Origin of the sequence: Alienimonas sp. DA493 (genome assembly GCF_043951915.1) — a bacterium.
GTDB lineage: Bacteria > Planctomycetota > Planctomycetia > Planctomycetales > Planctomycetaceae > Alienimonas.
This window is the reverse complement of record NZ_JBINJD010000001.1, coordinates 1-21,599: the sequence shown is the minus strand read 5'-3', so window position 1 is coordinate 21,599 and position 21,599 is coordinate 1. Positions and strand designations below refer to the sequence as shown.

Genomic DNA, 21,599 nt, shown 5'->3' with positions numbered 1-21,599 from the left:
GGCACGCGGGTTCCTCCCGGTCCGCTTTCGGGCCGCCGGATAGAATGCCGTCCCACCTCCGGCCGAGGGAAACGCCCGTCCCGGCCGCCACCGTCTTGAAAGCTCTCGGTGCGCTTCAACGTCCGTCACACGACCCGGTACCGCTACAGCGCCCCGGTCACCCTCGGCCCGCAGACGCTGCGGTTCCGGCCCCGCGACGGGGCCGGCCAGCGCTGCATCGCCCACACCCTCTCCATCGCCCCCCAGCCCGTCGGCCGGACCGAAGACCTCGACGCCGAGGGCAACGCCACGGAGGTCGTCTGGTTCAACGGCGAGACGGACCGACTGACGATTACCGCCCTGCTGACGGTGGAGATCATTCGGGACAACCCCTTCGACTTCCTCATCGAGGCGACCGAGCTGCCGGTCGACTACGGCGACTTCGGCCCGCTGCTGATCCCCTCGATGGCCCGGGTGCCCGGCAAGATCCCGGCCGGCGATCCGGTCGCCAAGATGGCGGCCCGGCTGGCGGAGGAGAACCCGAACCCGATCAACTTCCTGACGGCCCTCAACAGCGAGATCCACCGCCGCTGCCCGGTCCGCTATCGGGAGACGGGCGAACCGTTCACGCCCTCCGAGGTGCTGGAAGGAGGCGGGGCCTGCCGGGATCTCGCCGTGCTGTTCATCGACGCCTGCCGGACGCAGGACCTCGCCTGCCGGTTCGTCAGCGGGTACACCAGCCCGCCGGAGAGCGGCGGCGAGCCGGAACTGCACGCCTGGGCGGAGGTCTTCCTGCCCGGCGGCGGCTGGCGGGCCTTCGATCCGACCCGCGGCCTCGCCGTCGCCGATCGGCACGTGACTGTGACCGCCTCGGCGGACCCGCAGTTCTGCATGCCGATCTCCGGCGGCTTCTCCGGGCAGGCCGAGACGACGATCGACTTCGACCTCGACGTGGTGATGACCGAGGGCCACAAGGCCTCCTACCAAGCCGCGCAGAGCCAGCAGTGAGGCCGTAGGGTCCGCTCCGCGGACCGTATTCTTGGCGATCGCTGACTGGGCCGGGGGTCCGCACAGCGGACACTACCCCTGCACGACCGGGTTCCGCAGCGTGCCGACGCCGGCGATCGCGATGGTGACCGCGTCCCCCTCCTCCAGGGTGAACTGGTCCGGCGGCACCAGTCCGGTGCCGGTCATCAGGGCGGCGCCGTCGGGGATCGAATACTCCTTCGTCAGCCAGCCGACGAGCTCCTCCAGCGACCGCTTCATCTGGGACAGGTCGGTGCTGTCCTCGTAGGCCGTGGCGCCGTCCCGTTCGATTGTGAGCGTGATCGTGGTTGCGGCCAGATCGAGCGGCCCGTCGGCCAGCAGCACGCTCGAACCGAGGGCGCAGGAGCCGTCGTAGGTCTTCGCCTGCGGCAGGTAGAGCGGGTTCTCGCCCTCGATGTCCCGGGCGGAGACGTCGTCGCCCACGGCGTAGCCGACGATGCGGCCGTCGGGGGCCACGAGCAGCGTCAGTTCCGGTTCCGGCACGGTCCAGCGGCTGTCCGACCGCACGCGAATCGGTTCGCCGTCCGCCACGACGCGCTCCGGCGTCGATTTGAAGAACAGCTCCGGCCGGTCGGCGGTGTAGACGCGGTCGTAATGGTCCGCGGCGGCCTCGGATTCGCTCATCCGGGCAACTTGCGACCGCTTGTAGGTCACCCCCGCCGCCCACACTTCCTGCCGCTCGACCGGCGGAAGCAGGCGGACGTCGTCCAGCCGAAACGATTCGCCCCGGGCGCAGCGGCGCACGCGGTCGGCGGGGTCGTCCGCATGCAGCAGCGCCGACAGCGTCAGGCCGTCGCCGGCGTCGCCGAGGGCCACGATCCGCCCCTCTTCCTCCAGCAACCCAACGAGCGGTGCGGCGGCGGCGGCGAGGGAGAAGCGGGCGAGGTGCATGCCCGGCAGGCTAGCGGGCGTCGCGCAGAGCGTCGAGCGCCGCCGTCATGTCCGCGGGCAGTGGCGCCTCGAAGACGAGACGCTCGCCGCTCGCCGGGTGATCGAACTCCAGCCGACGGGCGTGCAGCGCCTGCCGACGGAGGAACGTCCGGCCGCCGGGCTTCGTCTCCCCGCGGGCCTCCGCCTCCGTGAAGGATTTCCCGCCGCCGTACATGGCGTCCGCGACGATCGGGTGCCCGAGGTGCCGGAGGTGCACCCGTAGCTGATGCGTACGGCCGGTGTGCGGGAACAGGCGGAACAGCGTGTAGCCGGTCCCCCGACCGTCCTTCGGCGGGAAGCGTTCGGCGACCTCGTAGAAGGTCCGAGCAGACCGGGCGTTGCCGCCGGGATCGCAGACCTGCATCCGCTCCCGCACCCGCGGGTCGGTGCGGACATGAGTTTCGATCCAGTCCGAATCGAACCCCGGCACGCCCCGAGCGATCGCGGCGTACTCCTTCTTGACCGTCCGTTTCGCGAACTGATCGCTGAGGGCCGCGTGGGCCGGGTTGTCTTTGGCGACCACCAGCACGCCGCTGGTGTCGCGGTCGAGTCGGTGCACGATGCCGGGGCGGTGCTCCCCGCCGGCGTCCGACAGCGTGTCGAACCGGTGCTGCAACGCCGCGGCGAGGGTGCCGGTCGGATTCCCCCGGCCGGGGTGCACGATCATCCCGGCCGCCTTGTTGACGACGATCAGCCGTTCGTCCTCGAACAGCACGTCCAGCGGCAGGTCCTCCGGCGGGACGGTGGGGGCGGTCGCCTCCGGGGCGGCGCCGCAGAGCACGTCGCCCTCCCGCAGCCGGTAGCCGCTTTTCACGGGGCCGCCATTGAGCGTCACCGCCCCGGCCTTCACCGCCTTCTGCAATGCGGAGCGGCTGTGCTCCGGGAACATCCCGGCCAGAGCGACGTCCACCCGCTCCCCCGCTTCGGCCTCCCCGACGGAGAGGGTCCTGCGTTCCGCGTCACTCACCGCCGGGAGCCGGGGTCTCGTCGCCTTCGCCGCTCTCGCCGTCGCCGCTCTCGGGGGTCTCCGGCGTCGGCTCGCCGTCGGATTCCGGGGCCGGCGTCGACTCCGACGTCTCGCTGGCCACGGGCTCGGGCGACGCGTCCGTCGGCGCCATCGGGGCGTCTGCGGTCTCTGGCTCCGTCTCCGGGGCGGCGGGAGCGTCCGGGGCGGCGCCCTCGACGCCGGGGAGCAGGGCGTCGTCCCCGTCCTCGGCCGGCACGTTATCCAGCGGGCGGGCGAGGTCTTCCTGCTGCGGGTTCTGCTTGTCGAACCAGGCGAGGAACGGGCCGGTGGAGGAGCGCTTCAGCGTTTCCAGCCGCAGTTCGGCGGCCGGGACCAGCGGGGAGCTGGGGTAGTCGGCGATCAGCCGGTTGTAGAGGTCGGTCGCCGCCTTCACGTCGCCGGCGGAGGTGGCTTCTTCCACGCTGGCCAAGCCGTAGAGGGCCTGGGCCCGGACGGCGGAAGGGGCGCCCTCGAAGGCGAGCGCCGCCTCGAAGTGCTTCTTCGCCGAGGCGAGATCGTCCTCGGCGCCCTTGCGGTCGGTGAACGCGGCGCCGGAGGCCGTGGCGAGGAACGTGTTGCCGGCCCGCAGGTGGGCCCAGGCGGTGGCGTTCGTCGTGCCGCTGAGTTCCTCGTCGGCGACGGCTTCCAGTTCGGCGACGCTCTGCGCCTCGAACAGCGCCGGCCAGCCGGCTTCGCGGTTGGCGCGATTCGCCCCGCGCCAGACGCTGAAGGCTACGAACAGCAGCACGACCGCGACCGCGACCAGCGCGACCAGCCGGCCGTACTTTTCCAGGAACGGCTTCAGGTGGCCGACGTATTCCTGCTCCAGTTCGTTCTGCTGGAGGGCCTGCCGCTCTTCGGACTTCATCCGTCGCTTTATGCAAAGACTGGGGCGGCGATCCGGCCGCCGGGGCGAACCGAGGACGGTAAGATCCCGCCCCCGTCCGGTCAATCACGCCCGCCGCCCGCGCCCGCGTTGATATCGTGCCCCGCTCCCCCGCCCCGCGCGACCTGCCGACGAAGATCTGCCCGGTCTGCGGGCGGCCCTTCCGGTGGCGGAAGAAGTGGGAACGCGACTGGGAAAACGTCCGCTACTGCTCCGAGGCGTGCCGACGCGCCGGCAAACGCAAGGTGCAATGAGGCGACCGCGGTTGCGAGACGGCCCGGCGTCCCTATGATGCCCGACCCGCGGCCGGTCCGTCCGCTGTCCCCCCGTACATTTTCCCCGTTTAGAACTCCCGCGCCGCGGGACCCCGCTCGATGGCTTCCAAGGGCAAGATTGAAAAAATGAAGCGGAACGCTCGGCTGATCGAGCGTTACGCCGCCAAACGCGCCAAGCTGAAGGAAGCCGGCGACTACGACGGTCTGGCCGCCCTGCCCCGGAACAGCAGCCCGACCCGTTACCGCCGCTACTGCAAGCTGACCGGGCGGATGCGGGGCACCTACCGCAAGTTCCAGATCTCCCGGATCATGCTGCGGGACATGGCCCTCGACGGCCTGATCCCCGGCATGACCAAAGCCAGCTGGTGAGCCTCCCCCGTTAGCCGCTCTCTGCAGGAGGGCGGCTAACGAACCGTCGCGTCGTCCGCAGGGCGAGCCAGAGCAGCAGTCCCCCGCCCACGCCCCAGAGCGTGCCGGCGAACGCGACGCCGGCCCCGGTGGCGACCGTTACGGCGACGCCCGTGCCGCCCCGCATCGCTCCGGCGGCGCTCGCCAGTCGCCAGCCGGCGGCGAGCAGCAGCACGGCGAGGATCGGCCGCGGAAAGGCCGTGATCGCCCCCGCCGGGACGAGCAGCAGGGCGAGCCCCGCGGCGATCTTCATTCCGCCGAGAAGAACCACCGCCCCCCCGGTGCGGGCGCCGAAGTGGTACTGGGCCGCCAGCCCGCCGGCGCCGTGGCAGACGGGCATCCCGCCCAGCGGGACGGCGAGCAGGTTCATCGCCCCCACGGAGCTTGCCATCTTCCCCGGCGAGACGCCGCGGCCCGGAAAGTAGTCGGCCGACAGCAGGCAGACGGCCACCACGCTGTTGAGCAGCGTCAGCGGAAGCTGGGCCGGCGCCAGTTCGAGCATCCCGGTCCGCCATTCCGCCTCCGTCGGGAGCGCCATGAACGGCGGCGTCGGCGCCGCGGTCCCGTCCACCAGGGCCCCGGCCGTCAGCCCGGCGGCCACGACGATGACCAGTAGCGGAACCCGCGGCCAGCGCGGCGCCAGCAGCACGGCCGCGGAGACGGGGGCGGCGAGCCAGAACGAGGCGGCGTCCTCCAGCAGCCATCGGCCGCCGCGGATCGCCAGCGCCGCCCCGACGCCAAACTGCAGGCCCCGCACCACGGCCGCGGGAATCCAGCGGCCCAGCCGGTCCGCGACGCCGAGCACGCCTAGTAACAGGACGACGAGCCCCGTCCCCACCCCCGCGGTCCGCACCGCGCCGGCGGTCAGGCCGCCGGCGATCGCCAGGGCCGCGATCGCTTTCATCGGCTGCACGGGGATCGGTTGCCGGAACAGCAGGCCGGTCACCGCGTTCAACAGGCCCGCCCAAATCATCACGGCGGCGAGGTTCAGTTCGCACACCAGACAGAGCGACACCGTCACCGGTAGGAACGTGCCGAGGTCCCCCAGCCCGCCGGACCACTCCGCCGGGCCGAACCGCAGTCGTCGCCCGTCTTCCGCTTCGACCGTCGCCGCATCGGGCGCCGTCACGCCCACACCGGGACCTTCCAGAGCGGCACGTCCCGTTTCATCCGGTCGACGAACGCTCCGCAACAGGCCAGCGCCGCCGCCCGGTGGGGCGTCGCCACCCGCAGTCGGAAGCTGCACGCCCCCACCGGCACCTCGCCAACGCTGTGCTCCACCGCCAGCGTCGCCCCGAACTCCTCGGCGCAGGCTGCCCGCAGGCGGTCCAGCTCCCGGCTCGTCATCGGCTCGTAGGCCTCGTATCGGAGCGCAGCCAGCGGCCGGGTCTCGGCGCCGTCCGGCTCCATCGGCCGCACGATGCCTTCAAAGGTGAGCACGGCCCCGCAGCCGGGGGACGCGTCGGGGCCGTCCGTCGGCAGCGGGCCGTCGTGCAGGCGGACGGGGGGAACCGGGACGCTCATCCGCCGCTCACCAGGCCGATCAGCGCCACCTCCGCCCCCGACGGGATCAGGGCGTCGTCCGCAACGTACTCATGATCGACGGCGAAGCGGCTGTTCTTCAACGAGGGCCGCAGCGGCTCGCAGGCAGCGGAGAGCGCGGCTCTCAGGTCGGCGACCGTTGCCGTTTGCGGCGCCGGCACCGCCACCCGGTCCGCCCCCGCCAAGCGGGCCTGCGGGCCGAACAGTCGGACCTCAACGGTGCGGCCGGTCCTCGCCGGGGCGGAGAGGGGCGAATCGGGGGGAGAACTCATCAGGAGGCGGCTTGCGCGGCGGCGAGGTCGGCGGGGGTGTCCACGTCCTCCGCGGCGGCCGGCAGCGGCGCCCGGGCGAGCCCGTCGCCCAGCCCAGCGAGGATCGGCTTCGCCCCGCCCTCCGGCGTGCAGTCCCGCAACGCCTGGTAGAGCGACGGCGTCACGCAGACGGGCGGGCCGAACGCCTCCCCGCCGGCGCCGTCGGGAAAGCTCGCCGCGGCGGCGGCGACGCCCTCGGTTTTGCTCGCCGTGATCACCTGTTTCAGTTCGTCCGGACCGACGCGGGGCAGATCGACGGGCAGGATCAGCGTGCGGGTCGGCTCCTGACCGCCGGCGAGGGCCTCGAAGCCGGCGGCGAGACTCGTCCCCTGCCCCTCAGCCCAGCGGGGGTTGATCGCCACGGCCGCCGCGGCCGGAACGGCCCGCGCCACCCGGGCGGCGTCGCAGCCGACCACCACGACGATCGGCCAGCAGCCGGCGGCCTCGGCGGCGTGGACGGCCTGCTCGAGCAGCGTCCCCTCGCCCCACGGCGCCAGCGGCTTGGGCGAGCCGAACCGACTCGACGCCCCCGCGGCCAGCACGATTGCGGCGCAGTCGTCGACCGGGGCGAGCTTCTGCGGCAGTCCGGGACGGGGCATCGGGGCCATTGTGGGGCTGCCGCGGCGTTTGCCCAGCGGCGACGGGGCGAGAAGTGCGGCCGCGGGACGGCTCCCAGTCAGCCGGGGTCGTGGATTGGAGCGTCCCGGTCGGAGAGGAACCCGCCGCCGCGGCCGCGGAAATGGGCGACGATCTCGGCGACGACCGCCGCGGCGATCTCTTCCGGATTTCTCGCCCCCAGGTCCAACCCGACCGGCGTGCGAAGTTTCCCTAGCCGGTCCGGCGGCGGCAGGCGGCCGGCGGCGTGCAGGTCGGTCATCAGACGGCCGGCCCGCCGCTTCGGGCCGAGCAGGCCGACGTAGCCGATCTCGCTGTTCAGCAGCCCGGGGAGCAGGCGAACGTCGCCCTCGTAGTCGTGCGTCAGCCCGACCGCGGCGGCGTGCGGGCGGAGGGCGAGCCGGTCGAGAACCGTCGCCGGATCGGCGCACAGTACCCGCTCCGCGTCGGGGAATCGGGCGGGCACGGCGAGGTCCGGCTGCTTGGCGACGACCGTGACCGCCCAGCCCATCACGCCGGCCAGTTCGCACAGCGGACGGGCGTCGTCGCCGGCCCCGAAGATCGTCAGCGGTCGCGGCGGTTCGATCACCTCGTCAAACCCCGCCGCCGTGCGATGCACCGGCTCACCGGTCTCCACGGCCTGCCGCGCCGCCCGCAGGCCGCCCGGATCGTTCCCCGCCTCAACTCCGTCCAGCCGTTCGCAGAGCACCTCGATCACGCCGTCGCAGCCGGCGTTGTAGGCGCCGCCCGGGTCGCGGGGGTTGCCGCGGGTGTCGAAGGCAAGCGTTCGGGGCCCCTCAGCCGTCGCGTCCCAGACCCGCCGGGCCAGTTCCTTCTCCAGGCACCCGCCGGAGACGTACCCGGCCCGCCGCCCGTCCGGCGTGAGGATCAGCCGGGCGCCGGGCCGGCCGTAGGCGCTGCCGGTCACGCGGACGACGGTGCAAACCGCGGCGGTCTCGCCGGGCTCCAGGCGGTCCGCGAACGCCAGCACCTCCCGCAGGCTCCGCACCGCCTCAGCCCCCCAGCGAGATCATGTCCCGCTCCGAGAAGCGCGGTTCGGCGGCGGTCATCTCGTGGCCCGCCCACTTCCGGTCGGCCGACCTCTGGAAGAGGGCGGCTAATTCGTCGTCGGTCGCCCTGGCCCGCAACGGCTCCCGCAGGTCGACGCCGACGTCCTGATGCAGACACGGGCGGAGCTGTCCCTCAGCGGTCAGCCGCATGCGGTCGCAGGCGGCGCAGAAGTTCTCGGTCAGGCTGGAGATGAACCCGATCCGGGCGCCGGTGCGACGACAGACCCAGCCGCGGGCGGGGTCGCTGGCGGGCACCTCGGGGTCGGGGCGGAGGTCGAACCGTTCCGACAGCCGTTCCCGCAGTTCGGCCGTGGGCACGGTGGCGTCCGGCAGCGACCGGGCGACGAGCCCCATCGGCATGTATTCGATGAACCGCACCTCCCAACCGCGCTCCGCCCCGTACAGCGCCAGGTCGAGGCATTCGTGGTCGTTCACGCCGCGGACCGGCACGACGTTCAGCTTGACCGGCAGGCCGGCCTCCGCGGCGGCGTCGAGGCCCTCCAGCACATCGGACAGCACGTCGCGGCCGGCCAGTTTGGCGGCCGCTTCCCGGTTCAGCGAATCCAGCGAGACGTTCACCCGGTCCAGCCCCGCCGACCGCAGCCGGGCGGCGTGCCGGGGCAGCAGCGAGCCGTTCGTCGTCAGCGCGACCTGCCGGACGCCGGGGATCGACTTCAGATCGGCGACGAGGTCCGGCACGTGCGGCCGGACCAGCGGCTCGCCGCCGGTCAGCCGGACCTTGCGAAAGCCGAGCCCCGCGGCGACCTGGACGACCCGGGCGATCTCGCCGAGGCTCAGGAGCTCCGAACCGTGCTTGAAGGTGCGATGGTCCGCCGGCCGGCAGTACACGCAGGCGAAATTGCAGGCCGGCGTCAGCGACACCCGCAGGCTGCGGAAGGTACGGGCGTATCGATCGGTCAGGCGGTCGACGATCGTCGTCGACGGCGAGCCGGACGCCGCTTCGAAAGCGGGCGTCCCGGACAGGATGGGCAGACTCGTCAAGCCATCACCATCTCGGGGGTGATCGGGCAGCTGCGGTGACGCTTGCCCGTCGCGTGCCAGACGGCGTTGGCGAACGCCGCGTTGACGCCGGTGATGCCGATCTCGCCGATGCCCTTCGCTCCGATGGGGGAGGCGTTGAAGTCCGGGGCGTCGATCCACATCACGTCGATGTCGGGGACGTCCGCGTTCACCGGCACGTGATACTCGGCGAGGTTGTCGTTTGTCCAGCGAGCGAGCCGCGTGTCGTGGTGGGTGACCTCCAGCAGGCCGGAGCCGATGCCCATCACCATCCCCCCGAGAAACTGGCTGCGGCCGAGCTTGCGGTTGAGGATCGTGCCGCAGGCGTAGCACCCCAGCATCCGGCGGACGCGGACCAAACCGAACTCCTCGTCGACGCCCACCTCGACGAACGTGGCGCCGAAGCTGTGCTTGGAGTAATCGCTCTCGCCGGGGGAGTAGCGGCCCTTCGCGGACAGTTCCGCCCGATCGGCCTCCTCGAGCAGGTCCTCCAGCGCCTCGCCCTCGCCGGATTCCGTGAGGACCAGCTTGCCGGAGTCGAACGAGACGTCGTCCGGCTTCGCGCCGGACAGCGGCGACTCGGCGGGGGCGTGTTGGACCAGCGCGGCCTTCAGCTTTTCGGCGGCGTCGCGGAGGGCGGAGCCGACGGAAAGCGTCGTGGCGCTGCCGCCGGAGACGCCGCCCTTAGGGTAGGCGGTCGTGCCGAGGTCGAACGTCACCCGCCCGGCCGGCACGCCGAGCAGGTCCGCCGTCGTCTGGGCCTGCACGGTCGCGGTGCCGGTGCCCAGTTCGTGGGTGGCGCAGACAGCCCGCACGCTGCCGTTCGCCCGGATCGTCAGTTCGACCTCCGTGGGGAAGCCGAAGGCCGGATAGGTCGCCGCGGCGACGCCGGTCCCGATCAGCCAGCGCCCCTCCCGGCGCTGCCGGGGCTTGAGGGGGCGGTCGGCCCAGCCGAAGCGCTCCGCCCCGGCCCGCAGGCACTCCACGAATCTTCGGTCTGAGAACGGCTTGCCGGTCGTCGGGTCCTTTTCGGGTTCGTTCCGCACCCGCAGTTCGATCGGATCGAGCCCGGCGGCCTCCGCCAGTTCGTCCATGGCGCACTCGAGCGGAAACATCCCCGGCGTCTCTGCCGGAGCCCGCATGAAAGTGGGCAACTGCGTGTTCAACCGTCCTTGCCGCTGAGCGAGCCGGCGGTTGGGGGCGGCGTACATCACCTTCGTCGCCATCACCACGGCGTCACTGTAATTGTCGCGGATGCTGGTGATCGTGAGCCCCTCGTGCAGGATGCCGGTGAGCGTGCCGTCCTCCTTCGCCGCGAGCCCCACCCGCTGCAGCGTGGGGGAGCGAAAGCCCGTCCCGCCGTAGAGCTGCCGGCGGGTGACGACCAGCTTGACCGGCGCCCCGGCCAGCTTCGCGCATTTGCAGGCCAGCAGGGCCTGCGGCCACATCACCCCCTTGGAGCCGAACGCCCCGCCGACGTAGTCGCAGACGACCTCGACCTGCTCCGGCTTCAGCCCGAACGCCTCCGCCAGCGAACCGCGGGTGCCGTAAAGGTTCTGCGTCGTGTCGCGGACCGAAAGCGTCTCCGAGCCGTCGTCGTCCCGGCGGAACGCCGCGATCGTGGCGTGCGGCTCGATCGGGTTGTGGTGATTCGTGTCCGTCTTGTACTGCTGATCGATGCGCAGCGGCGCCTCCCTGAGGGCGGCCTCGGCGTCGCCCTCCTCCATTACCGGAGGGTCGCCCATCAGGCTCTCCGGGCGTTCCTGGCTGCCGCGGACGGCCTCGATGGCGATCAGCGGGTTCGGCTCCTCCTCGTAACTCACCTTCACGGCCATCGCCCCGTCGCGGGCCGCCTCGAAGCTGTCGGCGATCACCGCCGCCACGTACTGGCCGGCGTGGACGATCTCCTGCGACTCCGCGCCCGCGGGGCCGGCGGGTTCGACGCTTTGGAACGACAGCCCGCCCGCGCCCTCCGGTACCTTGATCTTCGGGCTGTTCGCGGGGGTGAGCACGTGGCGGACGCCGGCCATCGCCTCGGCGGCCGACGCGTCGATCGCCGTCACGCGCCCCTTGGCGATCGTCGCCGGCACCGCGACCGCGTGCAGCAGGCCGGGAAACGAATCGGGGCTGTGCCGGCCGTCGCGCTCCGCGGTGTAGGCGGCCGTGCCGGTGACCTTCGCCCGTCCGGTGCGGCGGACCTTCGGACGGCCGATCGCCCCCTTCTCGTCAGCGAGGCGGGGCAGCGGGGCGAAGGCCGTGTCGGATTTGTCGACGAAGAACATCGGCGGGGGGCGGGCGAGGGGCGGCGGAGCGAACCGCGGACGGGCGGCGAGGAGAGCGGGAGGTCTCAGCCGAATTCGCGACCGTGCTGGAGGGCGAACAGCGTGGCGTCGTCGGGCGGACCCTCGTCGCGGAGTCGCTGGAGGGCGTAGACGAGGGTCCGCTTCGCCAGTTTCACCTTGTATTCCGTGCCCTCCGGCGGGCTCGCGGGGGCGAGGGCGGCCTCGGCGGCGACCGCGAACGCCTCGTCGGTCGCCGGCCCGCCGGTTAGTGCCGCTTCCGCCTCCGGGGAGCGCCACGGCTTCACGCCCACGCCGCCGAGGGCGACGTGGCAGCTCTTGACCGCATCCCCGTCCAGTTCCAGTCCGACTGCGGCACTGGCGAGGGCGAAGGCGTAGCTGCTCCGCTCCCGCACCTTGCAGTACCACCCGTTCGCCGCGGCGGGCGACAGCGGGAGGCGGAGGTGCGTGATCAGTTCCCCGGGCCGCAGCACGGTTTCCTCGTGCGGTTCGTCGCCCGGGAGCCGATGCAGGTCGGTTGCCGGGATCGTGCGGCGGCCGTCCTGATGCTCCGTCTCGACGGAGCCGCCGAGGGCCGCGAAGGCAACGGCGAAGTCGCCCGGGTAGTTGGCAATGCAGCGGTCCGAGACGCCGAGCACGGCCATCAGCGAGCGGTCCGCCCCCTCCTCCTGCGCGTCGCAGCCGGAGCCGGGCTCCCGCTTGTTGCAGCGGTATTCCGTGTGCCGGAAGTAGGGGCAACGGGTTCGCTGGAGCAGGTTCCCGCCGACGGTCGCCAAGTTGCGGATTTGCGGGGAGGCCGCGAGGATCAGCGCGTGCCGCACCGCCGGCAGCTTTGCGCGGACGACCGGATGATCCGCGAGCGCCGCCATCGTGCAGCCGGCGCCGACCCGCAGGCCGTCGGCCTGCTCGGTCACCTCGGCGGAGAGGGCCGGACGGACGAACGTCACCACCTCCGGGGTGAGGACGTTCAACTTCATCAGGTCCGCCATCGTAGTTCCGCCCGCCAAATAGGCGGCGGAAGATCCGGCGTCGGCCGGGACGGGGTCGCCGGAGAGCGTGAAGGGCACCATTGATCAGTCCTCCCTGGACGTCTGGGCGTCGACGGGAGGCAGAATCGTCACCGCGGCGGACGGATCCTCCTCCGGCTCCTCCCCGGCCGTTTGGCGGACGGCGGAGACGATGTTCGGATAGGCCCCGCAACGGCAGAGGTTGCCGCTCATCCACTCGCGGACCTGCTCCCGGCTGCCGGCGTGCCCGCCGCCGCTCGGGTCCTCCTTCAGCAATGCGGCGGCGCTCATGATCTGCCCCGGCGTGCAGTAGCCGCACTGGTAGGCGTCGCAGCGGAGGAACGCCTCCAGGAGCGGGTGCAGCGCTTCGCCCTGGGCCCCCACGGAGGCCGGCAGCCCTTCGATGGTGGTCACCTCCGCCCCGTCGAGCGTCGCGGCAAACGTGAGGCAGGAGAGCTGCCGCGTCGGGGCCGCGTCGCCGGGCCGCTGAATGTGCACGGTGCACGAACCGCAGGAGCCGTGATCGCAGCCCTTTTTCGTGCCCGTCAGACCCAGGCGTTCGCGAAGCAGGTCCACGAGCGTCACCCGCGGATCGAACGTCTCGGAGCGGCGCTCGCCGTTGAGGGTGAAGCGAACCGGGACCGCGTCGCCGGGCTCGCCGTCTTCGGCTTCGACCGCGGTCCCCCCGGCGGCCGCTCCGCCGGAGGAGGCGAGGGCGACGCCGGCCGAGCCGGCCCCGAGAAACGTGCGGCGGCTCACCCCGCCGCCGTCCGAGGCGGTGGGCGGCTCCGGGACGAACGCCCCGTCGCCGTCGCAGCAGGGCGGAAGGCTGGAACAACGCGGCGGCGCGGCGGCGGGCGGGGGCATCGGCCGATCCCGTGGGGGGGACTGGGCGGGCCGACGGTTGTAGAAGCGCGGCCGCCGCGGCAGCACGGGGGGGAGCCCCCGTCGCCCGCCGGGGCGTTTCAGCGGAGGCCGGTTCGAAGATGCAAACCGCGGTGAAAGAAAGCTCCGGCACGGCGCCGGGCGGGGGCGACAAATGACGGGGCGGCGTCAGGGGCCGATTCCCCCGACGCCGCCCGTCGAACTCAAGCGGAGAGTGCGGGATTCGAACCCGCGGTACCCCGAAGGGTACACAGGATTAGCAATCCTGCCCGATCGACCACTCCGGCAACTCTCCGGTCTGCGGCGGACGCGCTGTCGCGACGTCGGCCGGGGCGGCATCCTACGGACACCGGCCGCGGCCGCAAGTTCGCGGGGGCGTTCCGGAAGCGAACCCGCCCCCCCGGCGACCGCGACGCCCTCACGCCTGCAGGGTGACGACCGTTTTGCCCGGCGTATCGGGCCGCAATTCTTTCGGCAGCGGGAAGCGGACGTGCTCCGTCCGCAGCGTTTCCTCGCTGGCCGTCGCTCCGTAACGCTCCTGTAGAGCGTCGACCACGCCTTTGACGACCCGCTCCGGGGCGCTGGCGCCGGCGGTGACGAGCACCGTATCAATCGGCTCCCCCTCCGGCGTGACGAACCATTCGTCCCGCAGCTCCTCCGGCCCGTCCAGCAAATGGCCGGGGATGCCGCATTCCTGGCCGATCTCCACCAGACGCAGGCTGTTCGAGGAGTTTTTGCTGCCGAGGACTAACAGCAGGTCGCTCCGCTCCGCCAGTTTGCGGACCGCTTCCTGTCGGTTCGTGGTGGCGTAGCAGATGTCCTCCTTGCGGGGCGTTTCGAGGTGCGGGAACCGTTCCCGGAGGCGTTTCATCACCCGGCCGGCCTCGTCGACGGACAGCGTGGTCTGGGTGAGCACCGCCAGCGGGGCCGGCGAGCCGTCCTCCCGCGGCGGGAACGCCAGCCGGTCCGCCTCCTCCGGCGAATCGACCAGCGTGATGCTCTCCGGGGCCTCGCCCATGGTGCCGATGACTTCGTCGTGCCCCTCGTGGCCGATCAGCACGATGTTGTAGCCGGCCCGGGCGAAGCGGATCGCCTCGATGTGCACCTTCGTGACCAGTGGACAGGTGGCGTCGATGGTGAACAGCTTCCGGGCCTTGGCCGCCTCGCGGATCGCCGGGCTCACCCCGTGGGCGGAGTACATCAGCACGCTGCCCTCCGGCACGTCCTCAACCCGCTCCACAAAAGTCACGCCGACGGCGGTGAACCGCTCCACAACGGCTTTGTTGTGGACGATCTCGTGATAGACGTAGATCCCCTCCCCGCCGCGGGGACCGCCGTTGCCGAACCGCTCCACGGCAAGGTCCAGCGCGTCCACCGCCATGTTGACCCCGGCACAGAAACCGCGGGGGTTGGCGAGAAGAATGTGCATCGAAAGCGGGCGGCGGGGGCGAAACGGGCGCTGCGCAGTCTACCCGATGAACCGGCGGCGGTCGCCGTCTCTTCACCCGATCGGCGGCGTTGCGGGGCGGTTCGACGAGTTCCCCGTCGGAAGGACGATCCCCACGTCGGCTACGGGACGCGGGTTCCCCGCGGGGCCGAGGGCGGATTACAAAGGGGCATGACCGGTTCGCTCAGTTGTTTGCTGCTCGCCGCGTTGCCGGCTCAACCGGCCGACGCCCCCTCCCCGGAGCATGCGGCGCCGGCCCTGTCCGCGGAGGCCTCCGTGCGTTCGCTCAACGGTCTGGCGCTCCCGGCGGACGACTCCGCGGAGGCTCAGGCCGCCTTCGAAGCCGCCATCACCGCCCGGTACGGCGGGACGCGGCAGGTGCCCCTCGCCGTCAAGGCGGAGGTGTACGAACTCGTGATCCGCCGTCATCTGCTGGAGCGGTTCGAACCGACGCCCGCCGGGGCGCCGGTGGGGATCGTGCATCAGACCGCGCTGCTGCCGAGCAAGCCGGGGCAGTCCGGGGCGTTCCTCGCCGGCCCGGACACCCTCACCTGGAACGGGGCGTTGCTGGCCGCGATGAGCTACCGCTGGGCCGCGACCCGCGATCCGGAGGCGTTGGAGTGGGTCCGCACCCTGCTGGGCGGGTTGGAACTCGGCATGAAGGTGACCGGCCAGCCCGGCCTGCCGGCGCGGTGCTACACGCGATCCGCCAAGTCCAGCGGCGAACTGTCGCTGCGGTACGAGCCGCCGAACGGCAAGACGATCTTCGCCCGCTCCGACGCCGCCAAGGGCACAGTCAACCACATCGCGGCTGGATTGATCGTCTGCCAACTGCTGTGCGGGGACGCTCTCGGCCCGGAGGACCGCGGACGGGCGGCCCGGATGTCGCTGGAGATGGCCGACCACCTCGTCCGTCACGACTACCACCTGACCGAACGCACCGGCAAACGGACGGAGTACGGCGACCTGACCCCGCGGATCGGACCGCAGTCGATCCCCTTCAACGCCCAGGTCGCCTACCTGATCGTCGCCGGCGGCGCCGGGCTGGGCGTGCACGCCCCGAACGCCGATCCGGGGGCCGTAAACCGAGTGATGGACGCCTTCGAGGAGCTGCGCAGCAAGCACCACGTCTATTATGAGGGGCCCGCGCAACTCGTGCGGCCCCAGCGCGTCGGCGCCAGCCCCCTGCTGAAGGGGATGAACGACCGGCAACACTCCCTGACCGCCGGTTACGCCTCCCTGTTGTTGGAGTGGGAACTGGCCCGCCGGGCGAACGCGACGGCGGACGGTCGCTTCCTCTACGAGATGGGCCGCACGCCGTTGTTCGCCATGCGGGGCGTGCGGGGGGAGCGAAACGCCATGATGGCCTTCCTGTGGGGCGGACTGTTGATGGACGGCCGCCGAGCCGCCGCGATCCTGCCCGATCCGCAGGAGCGGAACGCGGAGTTCGAAGCGGCCCGCCGGGAGATCGAGGCCGGGGTCGAACACCTGCGGCGGTTCCCCGTTTCCCGCCGGGCGGTCGTCGCGGAAAAGGCGGGGACCCGCGGGGACGTCTGGATTGCCGAGCAGCGGCCGTTTGACTGCTACGTTTGGAAGGCGGACCCAAACGAGGTGTTCGTGCAAACCGGTCCGCCGACGAGCAAGTGGGCCGCGGGGATCGACTTCCTGCACGCGTACTGGGCCGCCCGCTATTGGGGCCTGCCGGGCGTGCAGTGACCGCCTCCCGCACATGCCGCGCGTAGCGAAACGGCCCGGACGCGGGGACGTCCGGGCCGTTCTCGTTCAGCGGTCGATTGCTCGACCGAGCGTCAGCGGAGTTCAGTAGAGCGTGGTCGGCTCAAGTTCGAACACGGGCCGCTTGTTCGCTTCGCTGGTGAGTTCCACGCGGAACCGCACCTTCTCGGCGTCGGTCGCCTTGGTCTTCACCGTCCAGGAGAGGACGTCGCCGGGGGCGACGGTCGGAATCTTCTTGAACTTCACCTTGTTGCCTTCGGCGGTCACCTTGGAGTCGCCGGAGCCTTCGACGTATTCCAGGCCGTCCGGCAGCGTGGCGCTCAGCTGCACCTCGGAGTCCGCGGCGGAGCCCTGGTTCTTCACGTAGATTTCGTAGGTGGTGGTTTCGTCCACCGGCACCGGGTCGACCTGATCGACGACCTCGATCAGGATCGCGGCGACGCCCTTGAACTCCGTTTCGGCGGTCTTCTTCACCGCGTCCACGCAGTAGGCGGTCGCTTCGGCGCCGAGCTTCACGGTCGCCGGATCGGTCGCGGTCATCGTCACGGTGAACTCACGGCTCTCGCCGCCCTCCAGCGTGCCGACGTCGACCGTGTTGCCGTCGGCGTCCTGGCTCCGAATGTTGAAGTTCGCGGCGGCGGACGGCGGATTCAGGTTGATCTCCGTGTCCACGGCCGGGTCCTCGGAGTCGTTCGTTACGGTCACGGTGTACTCGGCCGGACGGTCGAGGTACTGCTCCTGCGGACCGTCGACGTTCAGGGTGAGGTTCGGCTTGAGGATCCGCAGCGGGGCGGAGTCCTCGCCGCTGCGGGCGGTGTCCGTGTTGCTCTTCGCGGTGGCCGCGGAGAGGGTGAACTCGCCGCCTTTGTTGCGATCGTCGGCGAGCGTCAGCTGATATTCGCGGGTCACGGTCTCGTTGGCGTCCAGCGTCCCGAGGTCTTCGGAAATCTGGTTCTTGGAGCCGTCTTTCGTCACGAGCCCCTGCGGCAGGTCGTCCTTCAACGTCACGCTGCGGCTCTCGCCGGAACCGACGTTCTTCACGCTATAGCGGACGGCCACGGAGTCGCAGTTGTAGGCGGCGTTCTTCATGCCCATCTCGGACAGTTCGCCACGGGCGTCGATCAGGATCTGCCGGGTGAGCTTCAGGTTCGGCGCGACCACGTCGAAGCTGGTGCACAGCGTCGGCCGGTAGTCGGCGGACAGACAGGCCCGCACGGTGCCTTCCTTCGGGGCGGAGCCGGTGACGCTGACCGTCTTCGTCTGGCCGGCGTTCAAGGCGCCGAGGTCGACGGAAAAGCGGTCGTCCCCGCTCTCGTCGCCGTTCTGGGAAGACTGCTGACCGGAGTTTTGATTGCCGGACTGCTTCCCGGACTGGTTGTCCGATGACTGCTTCTTCTGATTCTTCTGAGATTTATTCTTCTTCTGGCCCTTCTGCTCGGCGGAAACGACCTCGAAGCCCCCTTTAAAAGACTCCGTCACGGTCACGCCGCGAACCGGAAAGTCGCTGACGTTCTTCACGTCGATCGTATACGAGACCTCCTGACCCGCCCTGGCCTCGCCGGGCGGATTGCGGGTCAGCGAGAGCACGTCCTTGCCAGTCGGTCCCTGCAACATCAGGGTCGCTTGGGAAGACTGGTTGGCCGAGGAACCGGAGTCGCTTTGGCCCTGCGACTGCTGGGCGGCGGCGGGCGCCGCGAGCAGGCCGGCCGCGGCGAGGGTCAGCCCCGTTGCAAGCGTGCGGAACGTCGTGAATTCGTTCATGTGGTCGTCCTAGAAAGATCCAAACGGCGGGGCTGCATAAATGGCCCCGGCGGCATTCATTGCCGACGAACATAAGATAAAGGAAGACGGCGGCGACCGCGGGGGCGCAGGCCGACTCTCGCCGGGGGGCTTGCCCCCACGGCGCATTCCCGACCTCTTTTATATTCATCGGGAGAACGGGCAGACGGCGAACGGGCGAACCTCCACAGCACGCCGGGGGTCTTCAAGTTTATGTCGTCGCTCGGCCCCTCCCTCTTCTGCGTCGCCTCGCTCGCCGCTCCCCCGCTGGCGGCGGTTGACGGCTGGCAGTTCGCCGGCGGGGCCGCGGCGCTGACGCTCGTCGCGGCGACGTTCGGCAAGGCGCGGGAGTTCCTCACGCACCTCACGCGGGTCGCGATCGTCAGCGTGACGGTGCGGGGCTATCAGGCGGAGGCCGTGCTGTTGGAGCTCCGCAGTTCCTTCCGCACCTCGCGGTGGGGACCGCGAAGCTACCTCGGCTGGATGCTGCACGTGCGGCCCGTCCGGCGGGTGCAGCTCGTGCCGATGGAGGTCACTCCCTCCTCCGGCCGCCTTTGGTGGCGCGGCTCCGGCTGGCGGCGGACGGCGGTGTGGGTTTGCCGGGGGGAGTCGAAGGACGAGGAGATGCACGACGGCCTGACCTGCCGCAACTGGGAGGAAAAGCCGCTCACCCTGCTGTTCCTCCGCGGCGCCCTCGACCCGGACGAACTGATGGCCCGGGCCGCCGAGCGGTTCAACGCCTTCGAGACTCGCCATCAGGCCGCCGAGGGCCGCCGGCACACCGTGCGGTTCGTCCACGGCACCGCCGGCGACCGCGGCGGAGTGATGAAGGAGGTCCGCCGCACCCACGGCGCCGCCGGGCACACCGACCTTCGCCCCTGCCTCGCCCACCGCCCGCTGGGACGGGGCTTCGAGGAGCTGGGCGGGGACGCCGGCGAGGGCAACCCGTACGCCCCCCTCGCCCTGAACGCGGAGGCTCGCGGTCTGATCGCCGAGGCCCGCGACTGGAAGGCCAGCGAACACTGGTATCGCGACCGCGGCCTGCCCTGGCGCCGCGGCTGGCTGCTCCACGGTCCGCCCGGCACCGGGAAAACGGCTCTGATCCGGGCGGTCGCCGAAGATCTCGACCTGCCGGTGTACGCCTACGACTTGGCCAGCCTCAAGAACGACGAGATGCGGGAGAACTGGGCGGAGATGCTCACGGAGGCTCCCTGCCTCGCCCTGTTGGAGGACGTGGACGCCGTCTTCCACGGTCGGGAGAACGTCGCGGTGAAGGAGGGCGGGCTGACGTTCGACTGTCTGCTGAACTGCCTCGACGGCGTGCAGCGGGCGGACGGCTTGTTGATCGCGGTGACGACGAACCATCCCGAACGCCTCGACCCGGCCCTCGGTTCGCCACGCCAGACGGCAACGCGGCCGGGTCGAATCGACCGCGTGGTCGAACTGCCCCCGCTGGACGAGGACGGCCGCTTCCACCTCGCCCGCCGCATCCTCGCGGAGCATCCGGACCGCTGGCAGGAGGTCGTCGAAGCCGGCGCCGGCGATACCGGCGCCCAGTTTCAGGAGCGCTGCGGCGCCCTGGCCCTGCGACTGCGATTCGCCGCCGCGGCGCCCCTGTCGGATGGCGGAGCGGCTGCGGGCGCCTCGGCGGAAAGGACGGCGCCGCGGCGCACGGGTGTGGCCGCCGCGGGAGTCGCTAAACTGCCGGCGGGCGGTTAGCTCAGTTGGTTAGAGCGTCTGCTTTACACGCAGGATGTCACCGGTTCGAGTCCGGTACCGCCCATCTGTTTTTCCAGCGTTTCCCGCGACCGCCCCGCCCCGCCAGCCACTTATCGGCCACTTATCCGCCGGTTGCCGTGAGGTTCGCCGCCCTCGCCCATCGCCGTCTCCATCGCCGCGACCGCCAGCTTCGCGGTGTTGGGGACGACGTGCGCGTACGTCCGCGTGACGGTCGCCACGGTGTCCCCCATGCACGCCGCGATCGCGGTCACGGGGGCGCCGGCGTTGAGCGCGAGCGTGGCGAAGGTGTGCCGGGTCTGGTGCGGGTTCCGCGGGCGGACGCCGGCCCGCTCCAAGGCCGGATACCACGATCGCGCCCGGACGTTGTTGTGCTGGGGGAGGCTCCCCCGCGGCGAGCAGAACAGCAGGTCCGCCCCGCCGTTGCCTTCGGCCAACCGTTCGGCGAGGTGGTCCGTCAGGGCCGCGCACGCCGCCTCGGTCAGCGGGACCGTGCGACGGGACCGCTTCGTCTTCAGGCGGCCGACCACCGGGGAGCCCCGCTCCATCTTGCACGCCTGTTCGATGCGGGCCGTGCGTTCGGTCAGATCCACGTCCTCCGGCCGCAGGCCGAGGGCTTCGCCGATCCGCAGGCCCGTGGCGAACAGGACCGGCCAGAGGGCGGCGTACCGCAGTCCGACCGCGGCCTCGCAGATCGCCCGCATCTCGTCGGCGGTGAACGGGTCGTACTTGTCCTCGTCCCGGCGCTTCGCCTTCGGCCGGGGGACCTCCGCCAGCGGGGAGGCGGTCACGAACCCGCGGGCCTGCCCGACGCGGACCGCCTCGGCGAGCAGCCGGAACCCGACCTCGCGGAACCGCTGGCCCACGTCGTCCTTCTCCCACCGGGCGAGCATCGCCTTGACGGCGCTCGTGGTGAGCTTGGACAGCGGGATCGGGTGCAGGTCCCGGAGGTGGGCGATCGCCAGTTCGTACTGGTGGAGCGTGTTGACGGCGAGGTGGGCTTTGCCGGCCTGCCGCTCGGCGAGCATGTCGCCGACGGTGACGGCGGACGGGGCGGCCAGCGTGCCGCGATCCCGGTCCGCCAGCATCGCCCGGCGTTCGGCTTCGGCGTCGGCCTCGGTCGCGTGCCAGGACCCGTACTGATGTTTGCCGCCGCCCAGGGGAACGCGGGGGCGCCACGCGCAAGGGACCTTTCGCCCGTTGCGATTGGTCCGCTTGCGGGTTTGCAGCGTGCCTTCCCCGCGTCGCCTCCGGTTGCCGGCCATGCCCGATCATTCCTTTGCGGTGGAGATTCCCCCGCGTTCGCAGAGGGCGGCCCACGCCGATTCCGAGTCGTACAGACGGAGGGAGCCAAAGGGAACGTACTGAATCCCGGCCGCTTCGAGCAGGTCGCGGACGGTTTTTTCGGACCGGCCGAGGTGCCACGCGAAGCGGGCGGTGGAGTGACGGCCCGGGGGCGGCCAGCTTCCGCCGTCGGGGCGTTCGGGGGAGGGATCAGAGCTGTAAACAGATTTTGACACTTCGGAGGTTGCGGGGTGCGGACCGTCCCCGTAAGGTTCTGACGCGGGTTTCGCGACAGTCCTCGATTAGAGCCCGGGGACAGACCTAGGTGTGGTGGCCG

General features: G+C 71.4%; 20 protein-coding genes and 2 tRNA genes. 6 read left to right on the top strand and 16 right to left on the bottom strand.

The features are described from left to right. Nucleotides 1–108: 108 nt before the first annotated feature. Complete coding sequence (locus tag ACG2DA_RS00110; RefSeq protein ID WP_395253417.1) at nt 109–987, top strand: transglutaminase N-terminal domain-containing protein; 879 nt, start codon at nt 109–111, stop codon at nt 985–987. Nucleotides 988–1,059: 72 nt separating this feature from the next. Here ACG2DA_RS00110 and ACG2DA_RS00105 read toward each other — a convergent pair whose 3' ends face one another. The 3 genes from ACG2DA_RS00105 to ACG2DA_RS00095 are packed head-to-tail and all read right to left on the bottom strand — an operon-like array spanning nt 1,060 to nt 3,830. Beyond that, nucleotides 1,060–1,917: a fumarylacetoacetate hydrolase family protein gene (locus ACG2DA_RS00105; protein WP_395253416.1), complete on the bottom strand. Its 858-nt coding sequence runs from the start codon at nt 1,915–1,917 to the stop codon at nt 1,060–1,062. A gap of 10 nt (nt 1,918–1,927) precedes the next feature. Then, nucleotides 1,928–2,923, bottom strand: coding sequence for an RluA family pseudouridine synthase (locus tag ACG2DA_RS00100; RefSeq protein ID WP_395253415.1), 996 nt, complete (start codon nt 2,921–2,923; stop codon nt 1,928–1,930). Then, nucleotides 2,916–3,830, bottom strand: coding sequence for a tol-pal system YbgF family protein (locus ACG2DA_RS00095; RefSeq protein ID WP_395253414.1), 915 nt, complete (start codon nt 3,828–3,830; stop codon nt 2,916–2,918). The genes ACG2DA_RS00100 and ACG2DA_RS00095 overlap by 8 nt, the downstream gene beginning before the upstream one ends. Nucleotides 3,831–3,946: 116 nt before the next feature. On the opposite strand from ACG2DA_RS00095, the gene ACG2DA_RS00090 reads away from it, so the two are divergent. Together ACG2DA_RS00090 and rpsN are read left to right on the top strand one after the other, a co-directional pair. Beyond that, nucleotides 3,947–4,102 (top strand): DUF2256 domain-containing protein, encoded by a 156-nt coding sequence (locus tag ACG2DA_RS00090; protein ID WP_395253413.1) that lies wholly within the window; start codon nt 3,947–3,949, stop codon nt 4,100–4,102. Nucleotides 4,103–4,222: 120 nt separating this feature from the next. Beyond that, complete coding sequence (gene rpsN / locus ACG2DA_RS00085) at nt 4,223–4,492, top strand: 30S ribosomal protein S14 (RefSeq protein ID WP_395253412.1); 270 nt, start codon at nt 4,223–4,225, stop codon at nt 4,490–4,492. A gap of 10 nt (nt 4,493–4,502) precedes the next feature. On the opposite strand, the gene ACG2DA_RS00080 is transcribed toward rpsN, so the two are convergent. The 11 genes from ACG2DA_RS00080 to ispH form a co-directional block, all read right to left on the bottom strand. After that, nucleotides 4,503–5,660, bottom strand: coding sequence for a putative sulfate/molybdate transporter (locus ACG2DA_RS00080; RefSeq protein WP_395253411.1), 1,158 nt, complete (start codon nt 5,658–5,660; stop codon nt 4,503–4,505). Further along, complete coding sequence (locus tag ACG2DA_RS00075; RefSeq protein ID WP_395253410.1) at nt 5,657–6,055, bottom strand: molybdenum cofactor biosynthesis protein MoaE; 399 nt, start codon at nt 6,053–6,055, stop codon at nt 5,657–5,659. The genes ACG2DA_RS00080 and ACG2DA_RS00075 overlap by 4 nt, the downstream gene beginning before the upstream one ends. After that, the gene (locus ACG2DA_RS00070; RefSeq protein ID WP_395253409.1) at nt 6,052–6,345 is read right to left on the bottom strand and encodes a MoaD/ThiS family protein; all 294 of its coding nucleotides are present in this window, start codon (nt 6,343–6,345) and stop codon (nt 6,052–6,054) included. The genes ACG2DA_RS00075 and ACG2DA_RS00070 overlap by 4 nt, the downstream gene beginning before the upstream one ends. Further along, nucleotides 6,345–6,983: an NTP transferase domain-containing protein gene (locus ACG2DA_RS00065; protein WP_395253408.1), complete on the bottom strand. Its 639-nt coding sequence runs from the start codon at nt 6,981–6,983 to the stop codon at nt 6,345–6,347. The genes ACG2DA_RS00070 and ACG2DA_RS00065 overlap by 1 nt, the downstream gene beginning before the upstream one ends. A 77-nt stretch (nt 6,984–7,060) precedes the next feature. Beyond that, nucleotides 7,061–8,008: an XdhC family protein gene (locus ACG2DA_RS00060; protein WP_395253407.1), complete on the bottom strand. Its 948-nt coding sequence runs from the start codon at nt 8,006–8,008 to the stop codon at nt 7,061–7,063. 4 nt (nt 8,009–8,012) lie between these two features. Beyond that, nucleotides 8,013–9,071, bottom strand: coding sequence for a GTP 3',8-cyclase MoaA (gene moaA / locus ACG2DA_RS00055; RefSeq protein WP_395253406.1), 1,059 nt, complete (start codon nt 9,069–9,071; stop codon nt 8,013–8,015). Further along, nucleotides 9,068–11,371, bottom strand: a complete 2,304-nt coding sequence (locus tag ACG2DA_RS00050) for a xanthine dehydrogenase family protein molybdopterin-binding subunit (protein ID WP_395253405.1) — start codon at nt 11,369–11,371, stop codon at nt 9,068–9,070. Before ACG2DA_RS00050 ends, moaA begins: the two co-directional genes overlap by 4 nt. A gap of 65 nt (nt 11,372–11,436) precedes the next feature. After that, nucleotides 11,437–12,459 (bottom strand): FAD binding domain-containing protein, encoded by a 1,023-nt coding sequence (locus ACG2DA_RS00045; RefSeq protein ID WP_395253404.1) that lies wholly within the window; start codon nt 12,457–12,459, stop codon nt 11,437–11,439. A 3-nt stretch (nt 12,460–12,462) separates the two neighbouring features. After that, a complete protein-coding gene (locus ACG2DA_RS00040; RefSeq protein ID WP_395253403.1) occupies nt 12,463–13,263 on the bottom strand; it encodes a (2Fe-2S)-binding protein in 801 nt (266 codons plus the stop codon). A 226-nt stretch (nt 13,264–13,489) separates the two neighbouring features. Continuing rightward, nucleotides 13,490–13,576, bottom strand: a tRNA-Ser gene (locus ACG2DA_RS00035). Nucleotides 13,577–13,699: 123 nt separating this feature from the next. Continuing rightward, nucleotides 13,700–14,710, bottom strand: coding sequence for a 4-hydroxy-3-methylbut-2-enyl diphosphate reductase (gene ispH / locus ACG2DA_RS00030; RefSeq protein WP_395253402.1), 1,011 nt, complete (start codon nt 14,708–14,710; stop codon nt 13,700–13,702). 189 nt (nt 14,711–14,899) lie between these two features. On the opposite strand from ispH, the gene ACG2DA_RS00025 reads away from it, so the two are divergent. After that, on the top strand, nt 14,900–16,444 hold the full coding sequence (locus tag ACG2DA_RS00025; RefSeq protein WP_395253401.1) for a hypothetical protein: 1,545 nt from the start codon (nt 14,900–14,902) through the stop codon (nt 16,442–16,444). Between the two features lie 102 nt (nt 16,445–16,546). Here ACG2DA_RS00025 and ACG2DA_RS00020 read toward each other — a convergent pair whose 3' ends face one another. After that, complete coding sequence (locus ACG2DA_RS00020) at nt 16,547–18,223, bottom strand: hypothetical protein (RefSeq protein WP_395253400.1); 1,677 nt, start codon at nt 18,221–18,223, stop codon at nt 16,547–16,549. A gap of 231 nt (nt 18,224–18,454) precedes the next feature. Between ACG2DA_RS00020 and ACG2DA_RS00015 the strand changes: the two genes are divergently transcribed. Both ACG2DA_RS00015 and ACG2DA_RS00010 read left to right on the top strand, forming a co-directional pair. Then, nucleotides 18,455–19,960, top strand: coding sequence for an ATP-binding protein (locus tag ACG2DA_RS00015; RefSeq protein ID WP_395253399.1), 1,506 nt, complete (start codon nt 18,455–18,457; stop codon nt 19,958–19,960). After that, a tRNA-Val gene (locus tag ACG2DA_RS00010) sits at nt 19,951–20,024 on the top strand. The genes ACG2DA_RS00015 and ACG2DA_RS00010 overlap by 10 nt, the downstream gene beginning before the upstream one ends. A 46-nt stretch (nt 20,025–20,070) precedes the next feature. Here ACG2DA_RS00010 and xerC read toward each other — a convergent pair. Continuing rightward, nucleotides 20,071–21,243 (bottom strand): tyrosine recombinase XerC, encoded by a 1,173-nt coding sequence (gene xerC, locus ACG2DA_RS00005; protein WP_395253397.1) that lies wholly within the window; start codon nt 21,241–21,243, stop codon nt 20,071–20,073. Between the last annotated feature and the right edge of the window lie 356 nt (nt 21,244–21,599).